Origin of the sequence: Floridaenema flaviceps BLCC-F50 (assembly GCF_041929275.2) — a bacterium.
In the GTDB taxonomy this organism is placed as follows: Bacteria; Cyanobacteriota; Cyanobacteriia; order Cyanobacteriales; family Aerosakkonemataceae; genus Floridanema; species Floridanema flaviceps.
In genome coordinates, this window is sequence record NZ_JBHFNR020000002.1 from 1,804,483 (window position 1) to 1,829,601 (window position 25,119).

Sequence of the window (25,119 nt, forward strand, 5' to 3'; positions counted from 1 at the left end):
TACCAAATCTCTGTTTCTGAGTTTATTGGCAGTTATTTCTTAAACAGCATCAAAAATTGACGTTTTAGAAATAAAATTATTTCTTCTAATTTAGGATTCCCCAAAACCAGACAGAATTCAACAAACGCAGCAAAATTTTTGCTGAATCATCGATTTAGCTGCCATAGAGGAGCTTTGGCGATCGCATCTCCATTAAGCACCATCAATACTTCTTTGTTCGCTCCAATTAAGTATCCTTGTAAGTAAGGCAATATTTCGGGAGAAAATAAGCCCAAAGAAGGCATATTTATCTGCTCTACATCGTGCAACTCAATATCATTGATTTGTTGCACCACTAATCCTAAGTATTGATCCTGAACTTGAATAGCGATCGTCATTAAGTTTTCCACTCCCCCCGTTGCTAAATGGGGAAATCCCATAAACTTACCGATATCTACTATCCACAGCATTTCCCCACGCCAGTTGTAAATTCCTAATACACAAGCTGGCATTTGCGGAACTGTTAAAATCTCTGCTATTGATATCTGCATCACTTGTTTGATGATACTTAAAGGTAGTAAAGCTATCCCTTCTTCGCCTAGTTGAAAACGTAAAAATTTCTCCCCTGCTGGCGGAGAATTTTTGGTTACACTAGTAGCATAATTTACACGAGTCAGGGCGGAAACCTGTTTGGCATTATCTATCATATTCTTTATTAATTGAGTAATTGTCTCAGAACAAATAGCTATTTAATGACTTGTTTAATTGTTTGCACTAGTTCATTAGCTTGTACTGGTTTAGGTAGATAAGCATCTGCACCTAACATACTGCCCCAGAGTTTATCAACTTCTGTATCTTTTGTTGAGCAAATTACTACAGGGATTTGACTTGTATCTGGATCGCTTTTGATTTCTCGACATAGTTCAAACCCACTTTGACCAGGCAAAATCACATCGAGAATAATTAAATTTGGCTTTTGTAATTGTAGTTTGGTTTGCGCTTCTTCACTATTTTTAGCAATCACCACTGAAAAGCCTAATTGTTGCAAATGACGGCTCATGATTTCCCTGTCAGTCGTACTATCTTCAACTAGTAATACAGTACCCATATATTCCTCCCTTCCCTGAGTAATAGTTGGCATTAAACTAAATTAAGAAGGCTGATAACCCAAGGATTGAGTTGGGCTTTCATTTGCCGACAAAGATGATGCAGAATTTAGATTTTTCTGCAACACAGCTAATACTTTTTGTTCTCCCACTGGCTTAGATAAAAAGTCAGTTGCACCCACGAGTTTGGCACGTACCCGATCGACTATCCCATCATTTCCAGTGACAATAATTACCGGAATATTTTTAAAGCTAGAAATCCGGCGAATTTGAGCACAAATTTCATAACCATTAGCCACTGGCATCACTAAATCTAGAAAGATTAAATCCGGTTTATATTCCAGCAAAGTAGGTAAAGCTTGGATGGAATCTTTAATACTTATAAAACCATAACCTGCTTTGCTCACTAATCCTTCCATAATTTGACAATCAAGTACGCTATCTTCCACATAAGCTACTAATGGTCTAGTTAGTGATGGAGGTTGAGTTGTTGGTGCTGGTGGTGAACTTTTCGGTGGTGCAGTTCTCGGTGGTGATGTGGTTTGAATTGCAGTTTTTCCGGGGAAATTAGGGGTTGTCACTGTTTCCACCCTGGCAGTTAGGGGTGGGGGTGCTGCAATCATCGCTAGGTTTGGTTTAGGTAAATCAGAGATTTCTGTTAGCCCCACAACTTTTTTACGAATATAAGGAATTAGCGATCGCGTCACCGTCAGTAAATCTTGCTTGATAAAAACCGACAAATCCCGCAATGTCCGTTTCCCATCTACCACCTTGATCAAAGTTTCATAAACTTTCGGTGAAGCTAATTCTTTTAATTCCTCAGCCTGCTTAATTACTGGAGCTAAATTAGGAGATATATTTGTTAACCCTGCTTTAGTCCAATTTTCCCACATCTGTTGCGCTTCACTGAGCGCTTTTTCGGGATTTATTAACGTCAAAGAAGCATCTAACACCTGTTGTTGGTCAATGCTAAAAGCTAATGGAGCCTTTTCTTCTTGCTGGAGTATGTCAAATAACACTTCCAAAACGGCACTTTTGATTACTGCTACCGCTTGCTCTCCTGTAATTTTTTGCCGTTTTACCAAGACAATTAATACTAAATATTCCCAGAATTGAGCTACGTCTCCTTCTCGCAGCCGAGTATCATCGGAAGTTACCTGGTACAGGTATTGCCTCAAATGCCTGTACCAACGTCTATTTTCATGACATCCCCCTGATGCCCAAACTAAGCGACCTAGACAAAAGTAAAGACTCCAAGTAGTTATTACTCCTTGGATATCTAGTCTGCCAGTGAATTGATTCTGTATCAAATTTGTCAGTTGGTCACTTAGCTTGTTAGCAGCTAAATTGTTCGTAATCATTACTAGTTCCTTGAGAGCAATATTTAATAGTAGCTAATCAATATCTCATTTCTTTTATATAACTTTTTGTGGATGAATTACAGCTAAGTTTGATGATTCTTAATAAATTGTAAAACCTTTTTAATCTAACCCACGATATCAATAAATATACACAAAATTATCTGTAATAATTAGGTATTGACTAACACCAAATCCAACAAAGCTTTACAGAAGCATTAAATTATTTCCTTATGAACGATGATATCATTTTATATAGAAATCATATCAATTAATTAGCTTAGATTCTTTTAATAGCAGGCTAGAGAAAAAAGACAGTAATTAATAAAAAAATCGGAAAAAAAGGAATTATTGGAGGAAATGTGGTCAAAACCCGTATTAATCGGGAAAAAGTTTCCCCTGTCTTGACCACATTCTCTTTTTTGCCGAGAAACTACTGATTTAAGCGTTCTACTAAAGCTGAACGTGCTTGTTCGCGATCGTCAAAGTGAATTTTTTCCGTGCCTAAGATTTGGTAGTCTTCGTGACCTTTTCCAGCAATTAAAACTCCATCACCGGGTTGAGCTTCTAAAATAGCGGTGCGAATTGCTAAGGCGCGATCGCAAATAACTGCGGGATTTACTGAAGTAGGAATACCGACGAGAATATCTTGCAAAATCTTTTCGGCATCTTCAGTACGTGGATTATCGGATGTCACCACAATTTTGTCAGCTAATTGTGCCGCAATTCCACCCATTTTTGGTCGCTTGGTGCGATCGCGATCGCCACCACAACCAAACACACAAATCATTTTCCCCGGAATAAAAGGTCGAGAAGCCTTCAACAAATTCTCCAAACTATCAGGAGTATGAGCATAATCCACAATCACGCTAATATCCTGATTTGGGGCAATTTGTACCCGTTCCATTCTGCCCGGAACGCCCGAAAACAACGGTAAAAACTCAGTAATTTTCCCTAGTTCCAAACCCAAATGTAACGCCGCACCCACAGCAGCCAACATATTGGATAAATTGTATTGACCAACCAAAGGCAAAGAAAATTGGGCATCACCAACCGGAGTATGCAAAACACCTTTAACCCCATTTGGTTGATACTGCAAATTATCCGCCCACAAATCAGCAGTTCGATCTTGAGTGCTGTAACTCCAAACTTTGTCAGAACTCAGCTGTGCAATCAGTCGTTTTCCGTAAGGGTCATCAGCATTTATAATTGCCCGACCTTTGAGATAATCAGAACTGAACAACAGCGCCTTCGCTGCAAAATAATCTTCCATATCCTTATGAAAGTCGAGGTGATCCTGAGTCAAATTAGTGAACACCGCTACTTCAAAAGGACAATTCATCACCCTACCTTGGGCTAAAGCATGGGAACTAACTTCCATCACCGCCATTTTTGAACCAGCGGCAACAGCCGAAGCTAACTGTTCCTGTAACTCCACAGCAAAAGGCGTGGTATGAATTGCAGTTTGTTCAAAACCTTGCCAACGTGCGTAAAGTGTTCCCATCAAAGCTGTAGGAATTTGGGCTTCTCGCAACAGAAACTCGATTAAATGAGTCGTAGTAGTTTTGCCATTTGTACCCGTCACACCAACCAGTTTGAGCTTTTGGGCGGGATAATCATAAAAAGCTGCGGCAACTTGGGCGCAAGCTTGATTCATATCAGTAGCGGGAATAATGCAAGGTTGTTCGCTAACCTCCGCCTTTTTTTGCGCTGCTGTGGGGGAAACCAAAGCTGCGACTGCACCAGATGCGATCGCGCTAGGCCAAAAATCTCCCCCATCAACCCTAGTTCCCGGCATTCCAATAAACAAATCTCCCGGTTTGCAAGCATGGGAATTAGTCGCCAACCCAGTCACCTCCGCATCCAAAGCTGGATGGTTAGGTGACTGCACAATGTTGGGAACGCTTGCTAAAATTTCTCTCAGCTTCATGTCAGGAGCTCCTCACAAAGGGTATTGGGCTTTATTCTGAATCATTATTAACCAAATATTTCTGTAGCATTTGCTCCAATTGTAAAACTGAGCAACGCGGCGAAGGGCGCGGAAGTTGTTCCTCAACCTCAGAATTTTCCCCGGTTACCCTACATAAAACCGGAATTTCATATTGAAAAGCCGCAAACCAATCATCGCGAGTAGTAATATCCCGCACCTCTAACTCAAAATCTATTCCTTCCACCTGTTCCAGTTTGTCTTGCAAACCTTCGCACAAGTGACAACCAGGCTTGCTGTACAGAATTAATCGCATTTGCTTCGTGTTGAGCATGAAACCACAGCTAAACACAGCTAAACATAAATCAAAATTTTAAGAAATAGTAAAATTTCGTTACCTACTCGTGTTACATTTCTTGAAGCCCCTAGCATTAATACCTACAAGATCTTTAGCTTAAAAAAGTCTGATCTCCGATAGGATTATGTGGGATTATGGGGTAAACTATTTAGTATAGAACATTAGCAGTAGGAAAAGTCAAAGGTTATTATGGTTCACACTCCAGAAACACGGTTACAAATCGAAGTTGACAAGCTTGACCTAGAAGAGTTAAATCAACGTTTTGAAAACGCCCATCCGAGAGAGATTCTGGCTTGGTGCGTAGCGAATCTACCCACTGGTTTTGTGCAAACTAGTGCTTTTAACGTTGACGACTTAGTAATTACCGATATTCTCTATCGGGAACTCAAGCCTGCAAAACCAGTACCCGTGATGTTTTTGGAAACCTTGCACCATTTCCCCCAAACCTTAGAATTAGTTAAAAAAGCTACTGAAATCTATAACTTAGATCTCCGCACTTATAAAATTCCCGATGTCAACACCCGTGAAGAATTCGCCAAAGTTCACGGCGAAGCACTTTGGGATACAGATATTCAAAAATTCCACTTTTTGACCAAAATCGAACCTTTACAACGCGGTTTGGCAGAATTAGAAACAGTAGCTTGGATTACTGGTCGTCGTCGTGACCAAGCGCCAACTCGCGCCACTATGCCTATCTTTGAAAAAGATATCAAGAATCGGATCAAAGTCAATCCTTTAGCTAACTGGACACGCAAACTAAGCTGGGCTTATGCTTTTGAGCATAAAATGATCTACAATCCTTTGCACGACCAAGGTTATCCCAGCATTGGCGACGAACCGATCACAACTCCAGTTGCAGATGGAGAAGACGAACGCGCAGGTCGTTGGCGTGGAACTGGTAAAACTGAGTGTGGGATTCATATTTAGTTAGGTAATGGGTAGTTGGTAGTTGGTAGTGGGAAAGAGCATAATACTTACTACTGACAACCTTCTACCCAAAGCTAAAAATGATTAAAGTTCTGCACTTATCTGATATTCACATGGGAAGCGGGTTTTCTCATGGGAAACTTAATCCGGTCACGGGTTTGAATACGCGCTTGGAAGATTTTGTTAGTACATTGGAAAAGTGTATCGATCGCGCAATTTCCGAACCCGTAGATTTAGTATTATTCGGTGGAGATGCTTTTCCTGATGCTACGCCACCACCTTATGTAAAAGAAGCTTTTGCAAGTCAGTTTCGCCGCTTAGTGGATGCGGAAATTCCAACGGTTTTGTTAGTGGGAAATCATGACCAACATTCCCAAGGACAGGGAGGCGCAAGTTTAGGAATTTATCGCACATTGGGAGTTCCTGGGTTTATTGTTGGGGATGCGATTAAAACTCACCGTATTCAAACTGCTAATGGTGCGGTTCAAGTTGTTACTTTACCTTGGATTACGCGATCGACTTTATTAACTCGACCAGAAACGGAAGGGTTATGTTTAGCTGAAGTTAACGAGTTATTGATTAAAAAATTAGAACCTGCATTAGAAGGGGAAATTAGACGTTTAGATCCTAATTTACCGACAATTATGTTAGCGCATTTAATGGCCGATCGCGCCAGTTTAGGTGCGGAAAGGTTATTAGCAGTTGGTAAAGGTTTCACGATTCCATTATCTTTTTTAACTCGTCCTTGTTTTGATTATGTTGCTTTAGGTCACGTTCATAAACATCAGAATTTGAACAAGTCTAATGACCCACCTGTAGTTTATCCGGGAAGTATTGAAAGGGTAGATTTTAGCGAAGAAAAGGAAGATAAAGGTTATGTGATGATTCAGTTGGAAAAGGGGAATACTGAGTGGGAGTTTTGTCCTTTACCTGTGCGGTGTTTTTGTACGATCGAAGTAGATGTATCGAAGGCTGAAGATCCGCAAGAGGTTATAATCAAGGCGATCGCGAAAAAGCAGATTAAAGATGCGGTAGTTAGGTTGATTTACAAATTGCGATCGGAACAATTAGACTTAATTGATACAGCATCTTTGCACCAAGCTTTAACTGATGCTCATACTTACACAATTCAAGCAGAATTAGTTAGTCAATTAGCAAAACCTCGTTTACCAGAATTGACTTCTAGCGCTACGATGACTCCTTTAGAAGCATTAAAAACTTATTTAGATAATCGAGAAGATTTGCGAGATCTTGCAACAGAAATGATGGAAGCAGCGCAAAGATTATTAGGAGAAAATGAGGAAGATTGGGAAGCTTCAGGTGTAGAAATAGATGGTCAATTGCGACTATTGTAATAAGCGAGATCCCCGACTTCTTCAAGAAGTCGGGGATCTGTGAGCGAGATCCCCGACTTCTTCAAGAAGTCGGGGATCTGTGGACTCTGTTACAATTCTGGTTCAATACCAGCTGCACGTAGTTGTACTGCAAGACGTTCGACTCGTTGGCGTTCTTGTTCGACGATTTCGTTACCCCAAAGGAGTAAGTTACCCTCTTCATTCCACCAACGTAACCAAAAGTCATTGCGGTTGTCTCGATTTCCTCGCCGAACTCCTAAAAACAGCTGCATTTCTGGTATCCAAAAACGATTTTGTTCGTTGGTAGATTGCAGTTCATATCGTTTTTCATCATTCAGGCGATAAAATTCGAGATTTCCGGTTTGAATGTCGAAAATTGCATAATTAGGAACTTGCAAAATGCGTTCGTAAAAGAAGAATTTACCAGGAGGATAGGTTTCTTTAATTGAATATTCACCGCCTGCGGTATCTGACAAAAATTCCATTACTATTGCGGGAATTTCGCCTTGAAGTCGGGGGGTGTAACTCCGATTTACTTCCTCACGGGAAACGGTGATGTGAGGAATGTAAGCCCAGTCTGGTGCTTTGACGACAATTTTGCCATTGACGGTGGCACAAATTCCGTAGTTGGTGCAGGTAAGGGCGGTGTCTGGTAATCTTCCAGAAAGTTGCAAACTCTCTGTTAGCGCCGCTGCTAGGGAAGGCTGATTAATGTTGTCCACTGGATCGTCTGGCAAAATGTAATCATCGGGCAGTTTTTCCCAGGCAATTTGGTAGTTTGGGGTAGTGGTGAGCATGGTTTTTTGCTCAAAAGTGCGATCGAATATTTTCTACTTTATCTCAAGGAACTAAGGTTTATGGAAAAATGATAACTGGTGATGCTCATACGTTGGCGAAAATAGAATCTGTGAGCATCAAATCTTGGCACTCCTGAATCGAGTTCTAAATGTTGACAATCATGTTGTTTCGCATATTCTATTAACCATTGAAATAATTGTTTCCCGTAAGTTTGCGATCGCACTACTTCATCCACAACCAAATCATCAACATACAAAAATTTCCCTTTAGCTAGACATTCGGAAAGCCGAAATCCCGCCACAGCTACTACTCGATTTTCTGTTTCAATAAATGCTAACTTGTAACCTGAATTCATTTGCTGGTGGATGCGATCGACAAACTCTTCTCGCTGAAGATGTGGACGCAATTGAAACATTGTAGAAAAACAATTAAGAATTTGCTCATCTGATTCTGCTAATTGAATTATCATAAGTTTAATTCCTCAAACTTCGCAACTATGAATCAATCTATAAATTCGCCATTCCGTTATGCGGGAGGCAAATTTTATGCCCGTAATCTCATCTTAAAACACATTCCTACTCACTGCCATTATGTAGAACCTTTTGCTGGTGGAAGTTCGATATTTTTTGCTAAATCAAAGGTAGAAAACAATTGGCTTAACGATATTGACGAAGCACTAATAAACACATATTTAATCATTCGCGATCGACCTGAAGAATTAATTAAATATCTCGCCGGAGAACAAGCGACGAAAGAAAGACACACTTACTATAAAAATGAGTTTAACCCGCGCACTAAGTTAGAAAAAGCAGCCAGATGGTTTTATCTAAATCGTACATCATACTCAGGCATAATGAAACTGCAAAATTGCTATTGGGGATATGGTGATAAGTATAGTATGCGTCCAGAAAATTGGCCGAGAAATATTCGCCGCACTTCGGAAAAACTACAAGGTGTTGAAATAACTTGTTTAGATTTTGCAGAAGTTATAAAAACCGTTCCCGATGATGCTTTTTTGTTTATCGATCCTCCTTATTTTAATGCCGATCAAGATAAATTTTACACTCATTCTTTTTCTCGAACCGATCACTACAGGTTATGTGAAGTGCTGAAAGAAAATAAGGATAGAATTAAGTTTCTGATCACTTATGATAATAGCCCAGAAGTGAGAGAGTTGTATGGTTGGGCGACGGAAATGCACGATCGAGAATGGAATTACACAATTAATAGAACAGACGATCAGAAAAAGGGTCAAAAAAAGGCACAGAATTTCAAGGGTGAACGTTATAAAGGTAAAGAGGTGTTTATCTTGAATTATGATTCGATCGCCTTAAGTTCGTTAAGTTCGTTGTAAAGACTTTAGTCTTTTTATTTGACAAGAAAACGACTAAAGTCGTTACAACGAACTAATTTTTTACTTCACTTCTACAACACTAAAACGCCAGGTTAAAACAATTGATGCTACTGCTAAACCAAGTGCTAAACCCCACCAAAGTCCTACACCTCCCAAACCTAATTTGAAACCTAGTAAATAGCCGCTAGTTAACCCGATACACCAATAGGCGAAAATGCCAATTAACACGGGGATTCTTGTATCTTTCAATCCGCGCAAAGCGCCTACAGCAGTAACTTGGATTCCATCGGCTATTTGAAAGAATGCAGCTACTCTCAGCAATGCTTTTGCTTGGTTGACAACCGCAGTATTTGCGGGATTATTAATATCAAGATAAAGGGAAACTATTCTTTCTGGCATTAGCCAAAATAAAATTCCCATAAATGCCATGAATATTCCCCCCAAGCTAATACCAACATACCCGGCTAACCGTGCATTTTTAAGATTTTTTTGTCCTAGTTCTTGTCCGACACGAACAGTAGTAGCAAAGGAAATTCCTAAAGCAACGGTGAAGGTTGTGGCTGCTGTTTGTAAGGCGATTTGATGTGCTGCTAAGGTAACTGTTCCTAACATTCCCATAATGAATGTTGTCACAGTAAATAATCCTGCTTCTACAGCAGTTAACATACCAATTGGTAATCCTATATGCAACAATTCACCGAATACTTTTTTGTCAAATTGGTGAAGGTTGTGAAATACATGATATTTTTTCAGAGTTGCTTCGCTTTTAATGTAAATTATTAAAGCGATCGCCATACTCCAAAAAGATAGCGTACTTCCCCAACCAATTCCTGCTAATCCTAATGCTGGTAATCCTAATTTACCAAACATCAAAACATAGTTAGCAATGATGTTTAAGAAAGTGCCACAAATTACAATTACCATGATCGGGCGAGGTTGAGAAACCGCAGAAACAAAGTTTCTCAGTACTGCAAAAATTATAGCTGGTACCAAGCCCCAGGCGATCGCTTGCAAATACTCTTCAGTTAATTCTAAAGTGCTAGCATCTTGTCCAAATAATAACAAAAGTGATTTCCCATGAAAAATGATTAAACTAAGGGGAATTCCCAAAATAATTGCTAACCACAAACCTTGGCGCACTACACATTCCACCATTTTGGTTTGATTCGCACCATAAGCTTCTGCTACTAAAGGGCTAACCGCAGAAACAATTGCTGAACTAACAAGTAGTAAGATGGTAAAAGAAACAGAACCTAAGCCGCCAGCAGCTATAATTTTACTTCCTAATAAGCCCATCATTACTGTATCAACAAAGGTAGTTAAACTTTGAGCTAATTGTGCTGCTGCTAAAGGAATTCCTAACCGTAAGTTTGCCCTGATTTCTGAATTAATCGATGATTTTTGGAGAGTATACATCTTGCATTGTGATTAACTACTCCTGCATACCAAATGTTAAGAAGTTAACAATTTTAGTCGAACTACCAACACAGGTGGAATTTCGCTATAATTACCACCCCAACTCAGTAAATAGTTATCTGGGTAGTCAGATGGAAATGCAGGTTCCTCTAATCCATCTAACACAAATCCGACTCGAAAAGCTTCTCCCAAAAGTAGATGAAGTGGTCGATGAAAATAGGGATGTGGTTTTGGTTGATTGCGAAGTGCTAATCCGTAGGTGATAGTAGGCTGCAAATATTTGGGTACTTTGATAGAACAGCAAGTTTGTATTTCACCATTGCTTTCTGTTTCTTCTGCAACCATAGTAATATGAGGGTTGTTAAAACAAGGGTGCATGACAGAAAAAACGAAGCAACCTTGAGGTTTTAGTAATTTAGTTAGCGCCCGAAATAAAGGCGCAATTTCTGCCATATCCATTAACACCATTGCAGATATAGCAGCATCAAAAGTGTTTTCACCTAATCCTAATAAAGCTGTTTCATCAGTAGCATCTATTACATGATAGGCGATCGCATCTTGCGCTTGAGTTCGCCCAATAGCACAAGCAATTAATTGTTCGGAAAAGTCAATTCCTACTACTTTTGCCCCTAAACTTGCTAATCTTCGGCTAAATATGCCATTTCCACAACCGATGTCTAAAATGCGATCGCCTACTTTTACTCCCAGCAATTTTTCTGTAGCAGGACGAACTAACAAGCGATGAAAATCATTGCCATCATCCCCCATTTTAGTATCCCAAATAGAAGCATTGGTATTCCAAGAAACTTGAGTTTCCTGATGCCAATCTTTGGGAGAATCAGTATTTATCGGCTGTTCGTTGTTCATTGTCTTAATCTGGAGATTCCAAAGATTATATCATCAATGCCAACTTTAACTAAATTTATTCCAGCCAAGAATCTACATGGTAATTTTCTAACTTTAAGCCGGAATCAAGATCAATTTCATCAGCAAGGTAAGCCATTCCAGAGATACTAGTATTAGAAGGTACTTGGTAAGAAAGTCCACTATGGGCACCGCCTAAATATTGTTCTCCATCAAACTGTGCAAACCAATAATTTGATTCGCCTTGATGTTTGGAATGAATGACAATATCTTTCCATCCGTAACTCGTTTGTTCGGTGACAACGATCGGCGCAGCACCATAGCCAAGGTGTGAAACTAAGCGATAACCTTTGCCTTCTGGTTGGAAAATTAGGATGGGATATTCGTTAGTATTACTAACGTTGGAATTGACTAAGTAAACAATTACTTCGTATTTTCCATCATCGTTTAAATCGACTCGATTGTAATAGTAACGAGTTGAGTTTATTTCGGGAGAGATCGATCGCACGATCGCACTCTCTAAAGCTAAATCCCGGCTATTTTCCGAGAGTACATACCAAATTTGACTTAGCTCTATGCTTCTCACCACAGGCAGATGTTGATGCGCTACTGCTAGTAAAATTCTGCTCAAAGTATCCCAAGTTTCAAAACCGACAATTCCATCAACTGTAATCCCAACTCGCCGCTGAAAATGTCTGACAGCCCACTCAGTTACAGAAGTGAAAACGCCATCAATGGGACTATCATAAAGATAATCACCAGTCTTTAACAAAGCTTTTTGTAATGCTTTGACAATTTCTCCCTTACTACCTCTTTTCAGTTTAGGTAAATGAATCGGAGCTCCAGCATAAAGTGCTTGCCAAGTGTAGATATCTACTACACCATTTACTGGTAAAAACATCATTTCCTGGAACTCTTCTACCAGAATTTTCATGGCGCGATCGAACTTGCCTTTATGCAATTTTGAATTGTGAAATTGACGTTCAGCTTGACGGCTACCTAGCAACGCTTTCCAACGTAATAACAACTTTTGTAGTTCTACCACCTCAGAACCACTACTACCTAATTTCAGAATCGGTTTGTATTGAAAAATATTACCTAAAACTAAAACGTAACCTTGTTCAGAAGAGGCAGAAAACATTATTAATCTCCTTTTCCCCAAACTCTTTTTACCAAACTGTATCTTCCGGGCTTAATTGCCAGATTCTTTCCAAAAGTTGAACTCTTTGTCGTCGCACAAAAGCGCGATATTGTTGGTAAGCTGTCACCCCTAAAACTACAACAAGAGGCACGATTCCTACTGGCGGAATAGAAAATGTGTTCCCTTCAGCTAAATTTAAAGAATTTGCTTGAGACAATCCCACAATTTGTTGAGTCTGAAAATTAGCTGAATTAGTAAATTGCGGGAAAGCTTCAGGATGTTCAGAATATTTAGATTGCATAATTTAACTCCTCAATAATTTTATAACTGGTTTTTTTATTTTGTCTGGTGCATCAGGGAAGATTAACTATGATGCACCTTATTTATTTGGCTGTTACATTGCTTTTTGCAGCCAAGAAATTAGTTTTGCTGACTGGGTAGCTTCTTTGGACTGATTGAGTTGATTAACTCAAAGAACAAACAAATTTCTTTGTGATGCTCACTGCTGCTGAAACTGAACACTTGTAAATTTATAAGTAAATCGGGAAAAACTAGGGAAGAACTCTCACTATCAGACAGTTGTGGCAAAGTAAAATAAAATGGCTATTGGTAATCGAGCGGGACATTTTGGTGAGGGAAGGGAACTCCCGAACAGGGAACTCCCGAACAGGGAACAATTTTTTTTGTTAACTTGTCCCGGCTTGGGTTGGTAGCCTATGCACGGTTGTTATTAGTGGAGCAGTTGATTTTATCGTTAGTGGAGAGCGAATTTTTGGGATAGAAAATGGACATCCACTGATGTCAAAAGTTACCGGAATGGGTTGTACTGCTACTGCCTTAATTGGTGCGTTTCAGGCAGTCAATTCTGATGCTACTATAGCAGCGACTCATGCTATGGCAGTTATGGGAATTGCCGGGGAAATAGCCGCCGAAAAATCTACAGGGCCAGGTAGTGTGCAAGTGAACTTTTTAGATACTTTATATAATTTAAAAGCAGAAGATATCACAAATAGGTTAAAATTAATTACAAGTTAATTATTATTTTACCTGATAAAATTACTGAACTCCTCCATGTCTTTCTTCTGTGTCCTGGAGCGTCTGTAGCGGTTCAAAGAAATCTCAGGTCGGTTTTTTTTCCTATTACTGATACCTTTTCTGGCTTATGAACTGGCAGAAAATTCGATCGCGTCAGCGTGGCGTAGCCGTATCGCTCTCCCAAAAAGCAGTAGTAACTGCACTCATTGGTAGCATCGCTCTCATCGGTTGGATATTTAAAAGCGCATTGCTTACCAGCATATTTCCCGGACTTCCCCCCATGAGTGTAAATACAGCTTTGGGATTTATTTTAGGTGCTATTTCTTTATGGTTTTGGCATCAACTTCAATCAGATGAAGAATTAGAAAACCGCGTGGCAGAACGCACAGCCTCATTGATTAATGCAAATAATGGGTTGCAGGAGAGTTATCAATTATTGAGTTCCGTAATAGAAGGGATTTCTGATGCGGTATTTGTCAAAGATCGATCGGGGCGCTATGTTTTTGTCAATCAGGCAATGAGTCAAAAACTCGGTAAATCTGGGGCAGAAATTTTAGGATTCAATGATGATGATTTGTTTGCTCCAGAAAACGCCCAAAAATTCACACAAACAGATAATCGCATTATGGAAAGGGGGGAAAGGGAGGAAATAGAAGAAGAAGTATTAAAAAATAATCAACATAAAATTTATCTTTCCACAAAAAGCCCTTGGCGAGATAGCAATGGTAATGTAATTGGTTTAATTGGAGTAATTAAGGATATTACGGAACGCAAACAAACCGAAGCAGCCCTCAAATATCGGGAATGGCTGGCGCAATATTTTGTCGAACATACTTCCATTCCAGCTGCGGTATTCGACACTCAAATGCGATACATCATAGTTAGCCAACGTTGGTTAACAGATTATCAATTAGAAGGTCTCGATATTATTGGACGTTCTCATTATGAAGTGTTTCCCGAAATTCCCCAACGCTGGAAAGAAATTCATCAAAGATGTTTAGCGGGTGCAGTAGAAATTTGTGAAGAAGATCCATTTGTTCGTGCTGATGGCAGAATTGATTGGTTGAGATGGGAAGTGCGTCCTTGGTACGAACAAACGGGGGCGATCGGTGGCATAATTCTGTTTACCGAAGTGATCACCGCCCGCAAAGAAGCGGAATTTGCCTTAAAACAAAGCGAACAGCGCTATGCTAATCTGGCTGCTGTGATTCCGGTGGGCGTTTATTGCAGCGATACTCAAGGTAACATTAACTACCTTAATCAGCGCTGGTGCGAACTGACGGGGTTAAGTGCCGAGCAAGGAATGGGAAAAGGCTGGGAGAAAGCAATACACCCGGACGATCGCGATCGCATTGCTAGCAGTTGGTGCGAAGCTATTCACAACCAAAACATTTTTTGTACAGAATACCGATATCAGCGTCCCGATGGTGTTATTAGCTGGGTTTATGGTCAAGCAGTCGCAGAACGAGCCGCTAATGGTGAAATTGTCGGTTATATAGGAACTGTTACCGATATTACAGAACGCAAACGTGCTGAAGACTGTTTGCGCGAAAATGAAGCGCGACTGCGACTAGCTTTACAAACTACCAAGTCAGGCATCTGGGATTGGGATTTTGTGACTGGCTGTGCTAGAGTCTCCGAAGAATATTGCTTGCTCTTAGGAATTGATCGAGCAGTACAAAGTCTTAGTTATGAAGACTGGTTGAATTGCATACATCCAGACGATCGCACCTCAGTCATTGCAGCCTTAAACCAAGCGATCCAGCAATATAAAGACTATGAGATTGAGTATCGTATCCAGCATCCCGAAGGGATTCGCTGGATCGCAACTAAAGGTCAGGCTTTCTACGATGCAGCAGGTAATGCGGTACGGATGCTGGGCAATATCCAGGATATTACCGATCGCAAACAAGCTCAAATTAACTTAGCTGAAGGCGAACTCAGATTTCGGATCGCCGCCCAAAGTAGCAGCGATCTGATCTATGAATGGGATACTGTCACCGGAAGAATGCAATGGTTTGGCGACATTGATACCCGATTGGGGTACGATCCAGGAGGAATTAAGCGAACTTTAGAAGGATGGGAAACACGCATCCATCCAGACGATCGTGCTTCCGTAGCCAGCCAAATAGAACAATGTCTGGAAACAGGAGCAGCTTTTGAAGGAGAATACCGAATAGCCGATCGCAATGGAGAATACCGCATTTGGGTAGATCGAGGTAGAGTAACTTTTGATGCTCAAGGTAAACCGGGGAAATGGTATGGTGCGATTACAGATATTACCGAACGCAAACAAACCCAAGAAGCCAGGGAAGCGAGTGAAGAACAACTACGTCTGACTCTAGAATTTTCCCAAATTGGTAGTTGGGATTGGCAGATTTTGGAAAATCGAATTGCCTGGAACAGCAACCATTTCCGGCTGATGGGTTTAGATCCCGATACGAAAGAAGTTAACTATCAAACTTGGCGCGAGCGCGTTCACCCAGACGAGCTTGAGCGAGTGGAAGCGGCTATTCGTCAGGCAATAGAAAACCATACAGACTATGACACAGAATATCGGCTAGTTCATCCCGATCGCAGTATTCATTGGATAATTGGCAAAGGACGAGCCATCTACGATCGATCCGGGCAAGCTGTAAGAATGCTGGGAGTGATTATTGATATTACCGATCGCAAACGCGCCGAAGCAGCTTTGCAAGCAAGTGAAGAACAACTGCGTCTGACACTAGAATTTGCCCAAATTGGCAGTTGGGCTTGGGATATGTTGGAAAATCGATTAACCTGGAACAGCAAACTTTTCCAGTTGCTCGGTTTAGATCCTAACACTGCGGAAGCTAACTATCACACTTGGCGCGAGCGCATTCATCCAGATGATTTAGAGCGAGTAGAAACGGCAATTAATCAGGCAGTAGAAAGAGAGACAGACTATGACGCAGAACATCGGGTGATTCATCCTGATGGCACGGTTCTTTGGATCATTGCTAGAGGACGAGCCATTTATAATCAATCTGGGCGGCCTCTAAAAATGCTCGGTGTAGTTATTGATATTACCGATCGCAAACAAGCTGAAATTTCCCTCCAACAAAGCGAAGAACGTTTCCGTTGGGCGATCGTCAATTCTCCGCTGCCGATTATGTTACACGCTGAAGATGGGGTAATATTGCAAGTTAATCATGCTTGGACAGAAATTTCCGGTTATTCTCCGCAAGAAATTCCCACGCTCGCAGATTGGACTCAAAAAGCTTATGGTAGCCGCAAAGAATTAGTGCAAGCAGATATTCAACGCTTATATAATCTCGATCGCCGAGTTTCCGAAGGAGAATATACCATCCGCACTCGGAGCGGGGAAACTCGCATTTGGGAGTTTTATTCCGCGCCCTTGGGTAAACTACCTGATGGTAGGAGATTGGTGATTAGTACCGCGATCGATATTACAGAACGCAAACGCGCCGAAGCAGATTTACAACAATACAAAGACATTTTTCAATTTAGCGAACATGGATTAGCTGTCAGCAAAGGGCCTGTATTAGAAATAGTAAATCCTGCCTTTGCCCGAATGCACGGTTATTCAGTTGCGGAAATGATTGGCAAACCAATTTTGAGTTTGTTTCCCTCTGATACTTGGGCAAAAACAGTCTCTTTTATGCAAGAGCTTAACGAAGTTGGACACTTAACCCATGAGTCATATCATCTGCGAAAGGATGGAACTATTTTTCCCATATTACTCGACGTTACGATGGTCAAAGATCGAGAAGGTAATCCACTTTATCGAATTGCGACTTTGCTGGATATTACCGATCGCAAAAAAGCCGAAACTGCCCTACTTGAAAGTGAGGAACGTTTGCGGTTAGCTTTGCAAGCTGCAAATCAGGGATTTTATGATTTGAATATCCCAACCGGAGAGGCGATCGTCAGTGCCGAATATGCCCAAATGTTGGGTTATGAACCGGAAGAATTTCAGGAAACAAATGCTAAATGGAGCGAGCGGTTGCACCCGGAAGAACGAGAAACTGTTTTTCAAGTTTTTCTTGATTACATTGCTGGTAAAAGCGATGCTTATCGAGTGGAATTTAGGCAAAAAACTAAGACAGGTGAATGGAAATGGATTCTTTCGCTGGGTAAAGTTGTAGAATGGGATGAGTCTGGTAAACCAGTGCGAATGGTCGGTACACATACAGATATTAGCGATCGCAAACTTGCCGAACTAGCATTACGATACAGCGAAACACAGCTGCGTTCCATCTTGGAAAATATGCCCGTAATGTTAGATTCCTTTGATGCTCAACTTAATATTATTGTTTGGAATCAAGAATGCGAACGAGTTACAGGTTATTCTGCCGAGGAAGTCATAGGAAATCCCCAAATCTGGGAAATGCTTTATCCCGATCCCATTTATCGGCAAAAAATGAGAACTCAATGGGCAGAAAAAGGAAATAATTATCGCAATTGGGAATGGGATTTATTGAGCAAAAATGGTGAGAAAAAAACTATTGCTTGGTCAAATATTTCTGACATATTTCCGGTTCCCGGTTGGGGAAGTTGGGGCGTAGGCATTGATATTAGCGATCGCAAACAAGCTGAATTAAAGGTGATTCAACTTAACCAAAATTTGGAAGAAAGAGTTAAAGAACGAACGGCGGAACTATCAGCAGCAAATAAAGAATTGGAAGCTTTTTCTTATTCAGTTTCCCATGACTTACGCGCACCTTTACGCGGAATAGATGGTTTTAGCAAAGTGCTTCTAGAACGTTATGCTAATCAATTAGATGAGAAAGGTAAACATTATCTCGATCGCATTCGCGCAGGTACACAACGCATGGGCGAATTGATAGAAGATATGCTGATGCTTTCACGGGTAACTCGTACCGAAATGAAGCGAACTTCGGTAAACTTAAGTGCGTTAGCTCAAGAAATTAGTGAAAGTTTAAGCGAATTTCAACCAGAACGTTCTGTAACATGGAACATAGCTCCCGAAATCACGGTTTTGGGAGATGGCGCATTGCTGCGAATTGTGTTAGAAAATCTATTAAGTAATGCTTGGAAATTTACCTCAACCCGCACCCAAACAGAAATCGAATTTGGTCTTACCATATTGCCGGAAAATACACAAGCTTATTTTGTCAAAGATAATGGTGTCGGTTTTGACATGAATTATGTTAATAAGTTATTTATTGCCTTTCAAAGGTTACATTCGACTAATGAATTTCCAGGAACAGGTGTAGGATTGGCGATCGTCCAAAGAATTATTCATCGACATGGTGGAAAAGTGTGGGCGCAGGGAATTATAGATCGAGGTGCAGCGTTTTATTTTACTTTAGGATGAAGCAAAAAATTTGCACCAAGGATGAAATATTATTAATCTCTCTAAGGTTTTTTTTCCATGCGACATTCTATAAATACACCTGGAACATTGCTGTTAGTCGAAGATAATGCTGATGATGAAGAACTAACGCTTATGGCATTTGAGCAAGGTGGAATTACTAATCCAGTGATTGTAGCGCGAGATGGTGTAGAAGCGTTAGATTATTTGTTTGCTACAGGAATTTACCGCGATCGACCCCCAGAGAATTTACCAATTTTAATCTTATTAGATTTGCAACTCCCTAGAATTAACGGGTTAGAAGTGCTAGAAAGGATTAAGCATACTCCTAAAACTCAGAAGATACCCGTTGTGATCTTGACTACATCCAACGAACAACAAGATTTGATAGAAAGTTATAGCCTGGGTTGCAATAGTTACATTCAGAAACCTGTAGATTACGATCGGTTTCTCAATGTTATTCAGCAATTAGGTATGTATTGGTTAGTTATCAACTCTCCTCCACCTTTATCCGCTGCTTATGAATAACGAACTTCGGGTGCTAATAGTCGAAGACAACCCAGATGATGCAGAATTGATCGTACTCGAACTCGAAGTTAGCGGTTATACCGTGATCTGGGAAAGAGTAGAAAACATGAATCAAATGAGTGCAGCCCTCGATGGGCAAACTTGGGATATGATCTTGGCTGATTACTCTTTACCTCAATTTAATGCTTTAGCTGCTCTTTCCTTAATGCAGGCAAAGAATTTAGATTTACCGTTTATTATAGTTTCTGGTACGATCGGAGAAGAAATTGCCGTAGCCGCAATGAGAGCAGGTGCTCACGATTATTTGCTCAAGAACAGTTTATCTCGATTAGTGCCAGCCGCAGAGCGAGAATTGCGAGAAGCAAAGGTGCGACAGGAAAGGAAACAAGCACTCCAAGATATTCAAATGCTGGCATTTTATGATGAACTAACCGGATTACCAAATCGCACACTTTTTCTGCAAGATTTACAAGATTGTATCAATGAGTATAAACAACAGGCAAATCCATTTGGTGTGATATTCTTAGATATTGACCGCTACAAAAGCGTGAAATATGGGTTTGGACATATTAAAGGCAATCAATTTTTAATCAAAGTTGCTCAAAGATTAACAGCTTGGATACAACCGAGCGATCGACTAGCGCGGGTTGGGGAAGATGCCTTTGGTTTATTATTTAAAAATCTCGTAAATTTGGATGAACTCAGCCAAAAAGTAGCTGAAATTCATAAAATCCTCCGACTCCCCTTTCAAGTAGATAAATCATTGATTTATTCCTCGGTTAGCATTGGCGTTGTCGATAGTAGAATGGGTTACAATCAGGCAGAAGAATTTTTGCGTGCCGCCGATACAGCTACTTATAATGCTAAAAAACTAGCGGGAAATACAGTATTTTTTAATTCGCAAATGCAGACGGAGGAGTTAGAGCGCCTGCGACTAGAAGCTGATTTACAGCAAGCGATTCAACAGCAAGAATTACATTTGAATTATCAACCAATTATTTGTTTAACTACTAACCAAGTAGTTGGTTTTGAGGCATTGGTAAGATGGCATCATCAAGAACGGGGATGGGTTTCGCCGGGGCAATTCATTCCTTTAGCAGAACAGACAGGACTGATTATTCCTCTGGGTGAATGGGTATTACAAGAAGCTTGTCGGCAAATCAAATTGTGGGAAAAAGAATTAGCAAATACAGGGCTTTTGAGTATTGCTGTTAACCTTTCAGGAGTGCAACTTACCCAACCTAGTTTAGTTAATTTTATTGAAACTTTGTGTAATAATCACTGTTTTAATAAAATAAATTTAAAGCTAGAAGTTACCGAAAGTGTGTTGATGAAAAATTCCGAAGTAGCGATCGAAACTTTGGCAAAATTGCGATGTAATGGCATCCAAATTTGCATAGATGATTTTGGGACTGGATATTCATCCCTAGCTTATTTACATCTTTTACCAATTGATACTGTGAAGATCGATCGATCTTTTGTCAATCAAATGACAGAAGATCCCAGAAATTTAGATATTGTAGAAACAATTATTACTTTGGCGCATCGTTTGGATTTAAATGTAATTGCTGAGGGAGTGGAAACGCAAGCACAAAGGGATATTTTGCGAAGTCTTCACTGCGAATATGGACAAGGATACTTTTTCTCCAAACCACTCCCCCCACAACAAATTGTTACTTGGATTAGTCAACTCTCACCCATTTAGGGGAGCAGGGGAGCAGGGGAGCAGGGGAGCAGGGGAGCAGGGGAGCAGGGGAGCAGGGGAGCAGGGGAGCAGGGGAGCAGGGGAGCAGGGGAGCAGGGGAGCAGGGGAGCAGGGGAGCAGGGGAGCAGGGGAGATGGGGGGATGGGGGAATTTTTTTCTTCCCTAACCCCTAACCCCTAACCCCTAACCCCTAACCCCTAGAAAATCACTGATTAGCAGTGTTAGTGCGACGAATGTAACCTTCTACATTCTGTACTGCTCTGGAAGCATAGGAGTCACCGGGACGTTCTTCCAGCGCTCTTCTAAAGTTTATCAACGCAGTTTGATAATCTCTCTGTTGAGTTGCTGCGTACCCAATTCTCATGTAGCGACTGTAGTTGCCAGATTGCACATTACCAGTGGAATTGGTTCCGCTATTACTTCTGTTTCCATTGCTTCCATTAACCCCAGTACCAGTTCCGGTAGTTCCAGTAGTTCCGGTAGTACCGTTAACCCCAGTACCAGTTCCAGTAGTTCCGGTAGTACCGTTAACCCCAGTACCAGTTCCAGTAGTACCTCTGCCTGTTCCAGTAGTTCCGGTAGTACCTCTGCCTGTTCCGGTAGTACCGTTAACCCCAGTACCAGTTCCGGTAGTTCCGGTAGTACCGTTAACCCCAGTACCAGTTCCGGTAGTTCCGGTAGTACCGTTAATCCCAGTACCAGTTCCGGTAGTTCCGGTAGTACCGTTAATCCCAGTACCAGTTCCGGTAGTTCCGGTAGTACCGTTAATCCCAGTACCAGTTCCGGTAGTTCCGGTAGTACCGTTAACCCCAGTACCAGTTCCGGTAGTACCGTTAACCCCAGTACCAGTTCCGGTAGTTCCGGTAGTACCGTTAATCCCAGTACCAGTTCCGGTAGTACCGTTAACCCCAGTACCAGTTCCGGTAGTTCCGGTAGTACCGTTAACCCCAGTACCAGTTCCGGTAGTACCGTTAACCCCAGTACCAGTTCCGGTAGTACCGTTAACCCCAGTACCAGTTCCGGTGCCAGTGCCAGTGCCAGTGCCAGTGCCAGTAGCTTGAGCTAGTAATTGTCTATTTCCTGTCGTTGGAAGATTGGAATTAAAGTTATTTAATGCTAATGCAGGAAAACTTATTAAAACACTAGCACTGATAATTCCTGTGAAGCTAAGTAATTTATTAGCTGAATTTTTTCTCTGTGATTTGCTCATGGTTTTTTCCGGGATTTTTGGTGAAATTTTTGTTAGCTAAAACTGAATTCAAAGTAGATTTATAATTCTTGCCAACCCAATGGTGGTGCAATCAAAGTTTCCTCTGCTTCACCAACACTATGACCTGGTTTATTGACAATTTGTACTGTACTTGCTTGTAGTCCTTGGTCGCCTTCGGTAGCAAAGAAGCGTACTCCTGTACCGATTTCTATGCGATCGAAATCATCATGTAAAACACTGTTGCGATGGAAATAAATATCTTGTGCATCATCTATGGTTTTAATAAATCCATATCCTTGTTCACGAAACAGCTTAGTCACTAGTCCCATAGTGTCGTCTGCTTGATTATTATCCCTAGCTTTATCGCTTTCCCGTTGTTGTCTCGCCAGTTCTCGAACTTGGCGCTGTGCCATCTTAAAAGCATCTCGGATTACAGTATCAACCTCAACATATTGAACAGTATCTCCCGGATTACTTTCAGCTACAATTTCTTGACTAGGTGGTACCGTGATATCAATTCGCACTCGATAGGGGGAACCTCCACTGGGGCGATCGTGAATTTTTTCAATAGCAATATGGCAACTACTGATATAATTGCAAACTTGCTCCAGTTTTTCTATTTTCTCTTGAACTAATGAGTCAATAGCTGCGGTTTTTTCTACATTTCTGTAGGTGATTTCTGGTGCGATTTTCATAGGCTGACTTAGGCAATTAATTTTGATTTAAATTGTGATTTAACATTGGTGTTAATAAGTTAATAATAAAAAGCCAAAAAATAGGTTTCCTCTGACTAATGGCGGTGATGTTTTATTTATTGGTCTATCAAAAGTATGAATCGTAATTCACTACAACCGCTAAAATTTCAGGAGATATTTTGTAGTGAATTAGCCAGACTAACGCTACTTTAGATCCCCTGAGCGCCCAGATCCCCGACTTCTCTAAGAAGTCGGGGATCTGAGTATCAGGAGCGCCCAGATCCCCGACTTCTCTAAGAAGTCGGGGATCTGAGTATCAAGGGATCTAAGGGGTAGATGAAAACCCTACAACCAAGGTCGGTTTTTTCTCCAAATTGCTGACAGCGATGTTAAAAAATATTTAGACATAATAATGATAGAAATGAATAAACAGAGGTTAATTATGTTTCCTTTTTGGGGTTATAACTGTTACGGTAATGAAGGTGTTTCTCGCAGAGGTCGCTTAGAACAGAAACTAAGATTTCTGAAATGGATGCGCGATGATTTGGAAACCAGATTGGCTGGTATTAATGCGGCGATCGACAAAGTTGAACAGCAACTAGGTCAAGAAGATGTAGCTTAATCCTGGAACTTTGAGTAGGCATTAAGCAATATTTTTTGACTATTAATCAGCTAATTTAGTTTTTTAAGATACAGTAAGCCTCAGCAATGAATCATGCTAGAGGCTTTCTAAATAATAGCCGATTTTGCTATAATTATTAAAATTACACTTTTAAAGAGCTATGCAAGACTGGTGGAAAACCACTTTTCCTAAAGGTCGCCAAATCCTGAGAATTACCGATGCAAACGGATACCCAGTTTCTATTGCTTATGGTGAAAAGGGAACGGGAAAACCTTTATTTTTAATTCATGGTATTGGCGGCTGGAGTTATAATTGGCGTTATAATATAGAAACTCTTGCCAAATATTTCCGAGTAATTTGTTTTGATGCTAAAGGTTATGGGTTTTCTGATAAACCTTTATACCGGGAAAGAAACGATCATCAAATTATTGAATTTAAACGGATTATTAGTGCGCTTTGCGATCGAAGTGCGATCGTACTAGCCGAATCACTAGGAGGATTAATCAGTCTGGCAGTTGCACAGGAATATCCCGAATTAATCTCAGATTTGATAGTAGTAAATGTTCCGATTTTTCCTGACGGTTTACCTCATTGGGGAATGTCGTTATTATCCCAAATTCCTTTGGAATTGTTGCAAGCTGCTGATTTATGTCGAATTCCCAGTGTATTTGCACCTTTGGTGAAAGAAATTCTGGCGATCGAAAGGCGATCGGTTTTATTCGATCCGACAAAGTTTACCGAAAAAGACGCTTATTGGATGAGTTATCCTTATATTCATTTTCCCGGAACTTTGACCAAAGCAGCGGAAGATATTCAAATTGCGGTAAAAGAGATTCAGCGAAACCAAAATTATCAACCAAATTTAATCAGTAAAATTCAAAAAAATTTGGCTGTTATCAAATGTCCCACATTAATTTTATGGGGACAACAGGATAGCTGGTTTTCTTATAAACATGGCGAAAAGTTAGCTAGACTTTTACCCAATTCGCAATTAAAAATTATTCCTAATTGCGATCATGACGCTTCTTCCGGTTCTCCAGAGGCGGTTAATGCAGCAGTTTTGGAATTTTTAAAGGTTGTTTGAAAAGTGATATCATGTCCGGTCGATTACCCACCCTGTAGAGACGTTATATATAACGTCTCTACAGGATATATAACGTCTCTACAGGATATATAACGTCTCTACAGGGTCGTGGAAAAAAGATATTATGGCCGATCGACCGGACATGATATGAAACAATTGATAATAGTTATCTTTGGATGGGGCGGGCAGGATGCCCACCCCACAAGAGTTACAGTTTTTTTGTGGGGCGGGGCGGGCAGGATGCCCACCCCACAAGAGTTACAGTTTTTTTGTGGGGCGGGGCGGGCAGGATGCCCACCCCACAAAATTTACAGCTTTTTTGTGGGGCGGGGCGGGC

General features: G+C 40.7%; 22 protein-coding genes. 9 read left to right on the forward strand and 13 right to left on the reverse strand.

Annotated features, from left to right (window positions below; translation table 11 throughout):
• Positions 1 to 146 precede the first annotated feature (146 nt).
• From ACE1CI_RS28325 to ACE1CI_RS28345, 5 genes are all read right to left on the reverse strand, one after another.
• Entirely contained in the window at positions 147 to 686 is a 540-nt protein-coding gene (locus tag ACE1CI_RS28325) for a chemotaxis protein CheW (protein WP_413267657.1), read from the reverse strand.
• Between the two features lie 38 nt (positions 687 to 724).
• On the reverse strand, positions 725 to 1,087 hold the full coding sequence (locus ACE1CI_RS28330; RefSeq protein ID WP_459564152.1) for a response regulator transcription factor: 363 nt from the start codon (positions 1,085 to 1,087) through the stop codon (positions 725 to 727).
• Positions 1,088 to 1,129: 42 nt separating this feature from the next.
• A complete protein-coding gene (locus tag ACE1CI_RS28335; protein WP_413267655.1) occupies positions 1,130 to 2,446 on the reverse strand; it encodes a response regulator in 1,317 nt (438 codons plus the stop codon).
• Between the two features lie 430 nt (positions 2,447 to 2,876).
• On the reverse strand, positions 2,877 to 4,373 hold the full coding sequence (locus tag ACE1CI_RS28340; RefSeq protein WP_413267654.1) for a UDP-N-acetylmuramoyl-L-alanyl-D-glutamate--2,6-diaminopimelate ligase: 1,497 nt from the start codon (positions 4,371 to 4,373) through the stop codon (positions 2,877 to 2,879).
• Positions 4,374 to 4,404: 31 nt separating this feature from the next.
• Positions 4,405 to 4,686 (reverse strand): glutaredoxin family protein, encoded by a 282-nt coding sequence (locus ACE1CI_RS28345; RefSeq protein ID WP_496615902.1) that lies wholly within the window; start codon positions 4,684 to 4,686, stop codon positions 4,405 to 4,407.
• A gap of 231 nt (positions 4,687 to 4,917) precedes the next feature.
• Here ACE1CI_RS28345 and cysH point away from each other — a divergent pair, with 231 nt between their 5' ends.
• On the forward strand, positions 4,918 to 5,655 hold the full coding sequence (gene cysH / locus ACE1CI_RS28350; protein ID WP_413267653.1) for a phosphoadenosine phosphosulfate reductase: 738 nt from the start codon (positions 4,918 to 4,920) through the stop codon (positions 5,653 to 5,655).
• 80 nt (positions 5,656 to 5,735) lie between these two features.
• A complete protein-coding gene (sbcD, locus tag ACE1CI_RS28355) occupies positions 5,736 to 7,010 on the forward strand; it encodes an exonuclease subunit SbcD (RefSeq protein ID WP_413267652.1) in 1,275 nt (424 codons plus the stop codon).
• Between the two features lie 89 nt (positions 7,011 to 7,099).
• Here sbcD and ACE1CI_RS28360 read toward each other — a convergent pair whose 3' ends face one another.
• Positions 7,100 to 7,807, reverse strand: coding sequence for a Uma2 family endonuclease (locus tag ACE1CI_RS28360; protein WP_413267651.1), 708 nt, complete (start codon positions 7,805 to 7,807; stop codon positions 7,100 to 7,102).
• 38 nt (positions 7,808 to 7,845) lie between these two features.
• Positions 7,846 to 8,277, reverse strand: coding sequence for a GNAT family N-acetyltransferase (locus ACE1CI_RS28365; RefSeq protein ID WP_413267650.1), 432 nt, complete (start codon positions 8,275 to 8,277; stop codon positions 7,846 to 7,848).
• Positions 8,278 to 8,304: 27 nt separating this feature from the next.
• Here ACE1CI_RS28365 and ACE1CI_RS28370 point away from each other — a divergent pair, with 27 nt between their 5' ends.
• Entirely contained in the window at positions 8,305 to 9,162 is an 858-nt protein-coding gene (locus tag ACE1CI_RS28370; RefSeq protein ID WP_413267649.1) for a DNA adenine methylase, read from the forward strand.
• Between the two features lie 60 nt (positions 9,163 to 9,222).
• Here ACE1CI_RS28370 and ACE1CI_RS28375 read toward each other — a convergent pair whose 3' ends face one another.
• The 4 genes from ACE1CI_RS28375 to ACE1CI_RS28390 are packed head-to-tail and all read right to left on the reverse strand — an operon-like array spanning position 9,223 to position 12,884.
• The gene (locus ACE1CI_RS28375) at positions 9,223 to 10,578 is read right to left on the reverse strand and encodes an MATE family efflux transporter (RefSeq protein WP_413267648.1); all 1,356 of its coding nucleotides are present in this window, start codon (positions 10,576 to 10,578) and stop codon (positions 9,223 to 9,225) included.
• 36 nt (positions 10,579 to 10,614) lie between these two features.
• Positions 10,615 to 11,445 (reverse strand): class I SAM-dependent methyltransferase, encoded by an 831-nt coding sequence (locus ACE1CI_RS28380; protein ID WP_413267647.1) that lies wholly within the window; start codon positions 11,443 to 11,445, stop codon positions 10,615 to 10,617.
• A 55-nt stretch (positions 11,446 to 11,500) separates the two neighbouring features.
• On the reverse strand, positions 11,501 to 12,583 hold the full coding sequence (locus ACE1CI_RS28385) for a peptidoglycan-binding domain-containing protein (RefSeq protein ID WP_413267646.1): 1,083 nt from the start codon (positions 12,581 to 12,583) through the stop codon (positions 11,501 to 11,503).
• Between the two features lie 28 nt (positions 12,584 to 12,611).
• Positions 12,612 to 12,884 (reverse strand): hypothetical protein, encoded by a 273-nt coding sequence (locus tag ACE1CI_RS28390; protein WP_413267645.1) that lies wholly within the window; start codon positions 12,882 to 12,884, stop codon positions 12,612 to 12,614.
• A gap of 428 nt (positions 12,885 to 13,312) precedes the next feature.
• On the opposite strand from ACE1CI_RS28390, the gene ACE1CI_RS28395 reads away from it, so the two are divergent.
• From ACE1CI_RS28395 to ACE1CI_RS28410, 4 genes are all read left to right on the forward strand, one after another.
• Positions 13,313 to 13,618, forward strand: coding sequence for a hydroxyethylthiazole kinase (locus ACE1CI_RS28395; protein ID WP_413267659.1), 306 nt, complete (start codon positions 13,313 to 13,315; stop codon positions 13,616 to 13,618).
• Between the two features lie 127 nt (positions 13,619 to 13,745).
• Positions 13,746 to 18,941, forward strand: coding sequence for a PAS domain S-box protein (locus tag ACE1CI_RS28400; RefSeq protein WP_413267644.1), 5,196 nt, complete (start codon positions 13,746 to 13,748; stop codon positions 18,939 to 18,941).
• Positions 18,942 to 18,998: 57 nt separating this feature from the next.
• The gene (locus ACE1CI_RS28405; RefSeq protein ID WP_413267643.1) at positions 18,999 to 19,466 is read left to right on the forward strand and encodes a response regulator; all 468 of its coding nucleotides are present in this window, start codon (positions 18,999 to 19,001) and stop codon (positions 19,464 to 19,466) included.
• Positions 19,459 to 21,171: an EAL domain-containing protein gene (locus ACE1CI_RS28410; protein ID WP_413267642.1), complete on the forward strand. Its 1,713-nt coding sequence runs from the start codon at positions 19,459 to 19,461 to the stop codon at positions 21,169 to 21,171. Before ACE1CI_RS28405 ends, ACE1CI_RS28410 begins: the two co-directional genes overlap by 8 nt.
• Before the next feature lie 205 nt (positions 21,172 to 21,376).
• On the opposite strand, the gene ACE1CI_RS28415 is transcribed toward ACE1CI_RS28410, so the two are convergent.
• Together ACE1CI_RS28415 and ACE1CI_RS28420 are read right to left on the reverse strand one after the other, a co-directional pair.
• Positions 21,377 to 22,381, reverse strand: a complete 1,005-nt coding sequence (locus tag ACE1CI_RS28415) for a hypothetical protein (protein ID WP_496615876.1) — start codon at positions 22,379 to 22,381, stop codon at positions 21,377 to 21,379.
• A gap of 59 nt (positions 22,382 to 22,440) precedes the next feature.
• Positions 22,441 to 23,076: a cold shock domain-containing protein gene (locus tag ACE1CI_RS28420; RefSeq protein ID WP_413261963.1), complete on the reverse strand. Its 636-nt coding sequence runs from the start codon at positions 23,074 to 23,076 to the stop codon at positions 22,441 to 22,443.
• Between the two features lie 442 nt (positions 23,077 to 23,518).
• On the opposite strand from ACE1CI_RS28420, the gene ACE1CI_RS28425 reads away from it, so the two are divergent.
• Both ACE1CI_RS28425 and ACE1CI_RS28430 read left to right on the forward strand, forming a co-directional pair.
• On the forward strand, positions 23,519 to 23,698 hold the full coding sequence (locus tag ACE1CI_RS28425; RefSeq protein WP_413261964.1) for a hypothetical protein: 180 nt from the start codon (positions 23,519 to 23,521) through the stop codon (positions 23,696 to 23,698).
• A gap of 160 nt (positions 23,699 to 23,858) precedes the next feature.
• Entirely contained in the window at positions 23,859 to 24,782 is a 924-nt protein-coding gene (locus ACE1CI_RS28430; protein ID WP_413261965.1) for an alpha/beta fold hydrolase, read from the forward strand.
• The last annotated feature ends 337 nt before the right edge of the window (positions 24,783 to 25,119 follow it).

Coding starts and splice junctions, on each gene's coding strand:
- ACE1CI_RS28390 (WP_413267645.1), bottom strand. CDS start 12,884: ATGCAATCTAAATATTCTGAACATCCTGAAGCTTTCCCGCAATTTACT.
- ACE1CI_RS28325 (WP_413267657.1), bottom strand. CDS start 686: ATGATAGATAATGCCAAACAGGTTTCCGCCCTGACTCGTGTAAATTAT.
- ACE1CI_RS28360 (WP_413267651.1), bottom strand. CDS start 7,807: ATGCTCACCACTACCCCAAACTACCAAATTGCCTGGGAAAAACTGCCC.
- ACE1CI_RS28375 (WP_413267648.1), bottom strand. CDS start 10,578: ATGTATACTCTCCAAAAATCATCGATTAATTCAGAAATCAGGGCAAAC.
- ACE1CI_RS28380 (WP_413267647.1), bottom strand. CDS start 11,445: ATGAACAACGAACAGCCGATAAATACTGATTCTCCCAAAGATTGGCAT.
- ACE1CI_RS28405 (WP_413267643.1), top strand. CDS start 18,999: ATGCGACATTCTATAAATACACCTGGAACATTGCTGTTAGTCGAAGAT.
- sbcD (WP_413267652.1), top strand. CDS start 5,736: ATGATTAAAGTTCTGCACTTATCTGATATTCACATGGGAAGCGGGTTT.
- ACE1CI_RS28345 (WP_496615902.1), bottom strand. CDS start 4,686: ATGCGATTAATTCTGTACAGCAAGCCTGGTTGTCACTTGTGCGAAGGT.
- cysH (WP_413267653.1), top strand. CDS start 4,918: ATGGTTCACACTCCAGAAACACGGTTACAAATCGAAGTTGACAAGCTT.
- ACE1CI_RS28400 (WP_413267644.1), top strand. CDS start 13,746: ATGAACTGGCAGAAAATTCGATCGCGTCAGCGTGGCGTAGCCGTATCG.
- ACE1CI_RS28415 (WP_496615876.1), bottom strand. CDS start 22,381: ATGAGCAAATCACAGAGAAAAAATTCAGCTAATAAATTACTTAGCTTC.
- ACE1CI_RS28430 (WP_413261965.1), top strand. CDS start 23,859: ATGCAAGACTGGTGGAAAACCACTTTTCCTAAAGGTCGCCAAATCCTG.
- ACE1CI_RS28410 (WP_413267642.1), top strand. CDS start 19,459: ATGAATAACGAACTTCGGGTGCTAATAGTCGAAGACAACCCAGATGAT.
- ACE1CI_RS28420 (WP_413261963.1), bottom strand. CDS start 23,076: ATGAAAATCGCACCAGAAATCACCTACAGAAATGTAGAAAAAACCGCA.
- ACE1CI_RS28340 (WP_413267654.1), bottom strand. CDS start 4,373: ATGAAGCTGAGAGAAATTTTAGCAAGCGTTCCCAACATTGTGCAGTCA.
- ACE1CI_RS28335 (WP_413267655.1), bottom strand. CDS start 2,446: ATGATTACGAACAATTTAGCTGCTAACAAGCTAAGTGACCAACTGACA.
- ACE1CI_RS28365 (WP_413267650.1), bottom strand. CDS start 8,277: ATGATAATTCAATTAGCAGAATCAGATGAGCAAATTCTTAATTGTTTT.
- ACE1CI_RS28425 (WP_413261964.1), top strand. CDS start 23,519: ATGTTTCCTTTTTGGGGTTATAACTGTTACGGTAATGAAGGTGTTTCT.
- ACE1CI_RS28370 (WP_413267649.1), top strand. CDS start 8,305: ATGAATCAATCTATAAATTCGCCATTCCGTTATGCGGGAGGCAAATTT.
- ACE1CI_RS28330 (WP_459564152.1), bottom strand. CDS start 1,087: ATGGGTACTGTATTACTAGTTGAAGATAGTACGACTGACAGGGAAATC.
- ACE1CI_RS28385 (WP_413267646.1), bottom strand. CDS start 12,583: ATGTTTTCTGCCTCTTCTGAACAAGGTTACGTTTTAGTTTTAGGTAAT.